Source organism: Deltaproteobacteria bacterium (assembly GCA_016183175.1).
Lineage (GTDB): Bacteria > UBA10199 > UBA10199 > UBA10199 > SBBF01 > JACPFC01.
The window spans coordinates 1-2658 of the sequence record JACPFC010000098.1 but is presented as its reverse complement, the minus strand read 5'-3'; the positions used below and the strand labels follow the sequence as shown (position 1 = coordinate 2658).

Annotated in this window: 2 protein-coding genes; one reads left to right on the top strand and one right to left on the bottom strand. The window is 55.6% G+C overall.

Features of this window, described 5'->3' with window-relative positions; translation table 11 throughout:
• Positions 1-239: 239 nt before the first annotated feature.
• Positions 240-1469 carry an ATP-binding protein gene (locus tag HYU99_09645; GenBank protein ID MBI2340608.1) on the top strand — a complete coding sequence of 410 codons (1230 nt, stop codon included), beginning with the start codon at positions 240-242 and terminating at the stop codon, positions 1467-1469.
• On the opposite strand, the gene HYU99_09640 is transcribed toward HYU99_09645, so the two are convergent.
• A complete protein-coding gene (locus HYU99_09640; GenBank protein MBI2340607.1) occupies positions 1446-2630 on the bottom strand; it encodes a response regulator in 1185 nt (394 codons plus the stop codon). The genes HYU99_09645 and HYU99_09640 overlap by 24 nt on opposite strands.
• Positions 2631-2658 lie beyond the last annotated feature (28 nt).

The following is a 2658-nucleotide window of genomic DNA, read 5'->3' as shown; positions in this document are numbered from 1 at the left end:
GATGATCGGCGGGCGCGAATTTTTGGCCAAGCCGGTTACCGTCATGGATCTCATCACCACCGTGGCGCGGCATATAGGCCCCGGATCCGCCGCATGATTTTTCACGTTGCATCCAGCACCTCCCTTACCTTCCGGGCCAATGCCTCCGGCGTGAAGGGTTTTTGGAGGAAGTGGGTTCCATTCACCCTACTGTAAAAAAGTCGTGACTTTTTTACAGTAGGGTGCTTATATGGGTATTCGTGGGAGAACGATACCTTCATGCCCCCGTTGCAGACCATCTGAAGAAACTCCGGCAGATGGTCTTTCTGACGGGGCCGCGTCAGGTGGGAAAGACGACGCTTGCCAAATCCCTGCTCCCGAAGACCCTTCCCGGCGTCAACTATTTTAATTGGGATGTTGCGGAACATCGCAAGACACTCCTGACCCGGATTTTTTCGGGCAAGGAAAACCTGCGCGAAGGGAATCGAAAGATTGTCGTCTTCGACGAAATCCACAAGTATCCGAGATGGAAGAACGCCCTCAAGGGACTCTTCGATCAATACGAACCGGAGGACGCGCATTGGATCGTCACCGGGAGCGCCCTTCTCAACGTCTATCGTCGCGGACAGGATTCGCTTTTGGGGAGGCATTTTACCTATCATTTGGCGCCGTTTTCCGTTGCGGAACTGGCAGGTGTCGCCGGGACCAATGTTCCGACCCTCGACGCCCTTCTGAACATCGAGTTTTCCCGGGCCGGTCGGGAAAACTACAAGGCCTTTGAAAGCCTTTTGAAATTTGGCGGCTTTCCGGAGCCCCTTTTCAAGGGGGAAGAATCCTTCTTGTTGCGATGGCGGTCGACGCGCCTGGATCGGCTGATCAATCAGGATCTCGCCGCGACGGAATCCCTGAAAAATCTGCCGTTGGTCGAAAACCTCATGTTCCTGTTGCCCGAACGTGTGGGAAGTCCGCTGTCCCTCAACGGTTTGCGCGAGGATCTGGAGGTTCACTTTGCCACCGTCAAACATTGGATGGAACTGCTGGAAAGGGTTTTCTACGGGTTCTTCATTCGCCCCTATTCCAAAAAAACGGGCCGTCTGCTCAAGAAGGAGCCGAAGTGGTATCTCTGGGATTGGACGGAGATCGAAAATCCGGGGAGCCGTTTCGAAAATCTGGTTGCGATGCACCTTCAGAAATACGTGAATTATCTCAATCAGCTTGGGCGGGGCGCCCTCTCGCTGTACTATGTGCGGGACAAGGAAAAACAGGAGGTCGACTTCCTTCTTTGTGACGGACGCAAGCCGCGGCTGTTGATCGAATGCAAGGTCGCCCGCGCCGAGGCATCGAAGGCCCTTTTTCATTTCGCCGGCCTCTTGGGAGTAAAGGACGTCATTCAGATCTCCCAAGAGGGGTGCGACGCGCGCTTTTATGACAAGGACGGCGTGCGCGTTCGCGTCCTGGATGCGGCGTCATTCCTCAAGGAACTGGTGTGAGGTTGTTTCCAGCACCTCCCTTACCTTCCGGGCCAATGCCTCCGGGGTGAACGGTTTTTGGAGAAAATTGGTCCCTTCCTCCAACACACCATGGTGAACAATCGCGTTGTCGGTATAGCCCGAAATATAAAGAACCTTCATGTCGGGCCGCTCGATGATCAGGCGCTCCGCTGTCTGCGGGCCGCTTAACCCCCGAAGAATCACATCGGTGACCAATAGAGCGACCGGTTTCGGGAACGACTCGCTCATCCGGAGGGCCTCCTGTCCGGAAGGGGCCTCGAGGACGGTGTACCCTTTTTCCCGAAGGACCCGACCGATGAATTTCCGCAATTTTTCCTCGTCCTCCACGACCATCACCGTCTCCGAACCGGCAAGGGAGGCGGGCGGCGTTTTTCCCACGGGCGCCGTTTCCTGTTTCTCCCCCTCCACCCGGGGGAGATAAATTTTAAAGCTGGTTCCCTTTCCCGGTTCACTGTAGGCCGCGATGTGCCCGCCGCTCTGTTTGACAATTCCATACACCATCGAAAGGCCAAGCCCGGTCCCCTTTCCTTTCTCCTTCGTGGTGAAAAAAGGCTCGAAAATTTGCGAGAGGGTCTTCGCATCCATTCCCAATCCGTTATCGGAGACCGCCATCATCACATAAGACCCGGCCTTAACCTCCGGGTGATGGGCGGCATATTGTTCATCTAGGGCGACGTTTTGGGTTTCGAGGGTGAGCTTGCCGCCGTAGGGCATCGCGTCACGGGCGTTGGACGCGAAATTGAAAATGATCTGTTCCATCTGGTGCGGATCGGCCCGGACAAGCCACAAATCGGGGGCTGGGACGGTCAGGATTTGAATGTCTTCCCCCATGATCCGCTGGAGCAGTCGGTTGGCCTCCCCCAGGATATTGTTCAAGCTGAACACGGCGGGTTGGAGCACCTGCTTCCGGCTGAAGGCCAGGAGCTGGCTTGTCAGCGTTGTCGCGCGCTTTCCCGCCTCTTGAATTTCCTTCAGGTTTTCTCGCAACGGATCATCCTTTTTCAAATCCGCCAATGACAACTCGCAATAACCGGTGATGATGCCCAAGAGGTTGTTGAAATCGTGGGCGACCCCGCCGGTCAGCCTCCCGATCGATTCCATTTTCTGGGCCTGAACGAGTTGGGCCTGGGCTTGGATCAATTCTTTTGTCCTTTCTTTGACCCTTGTC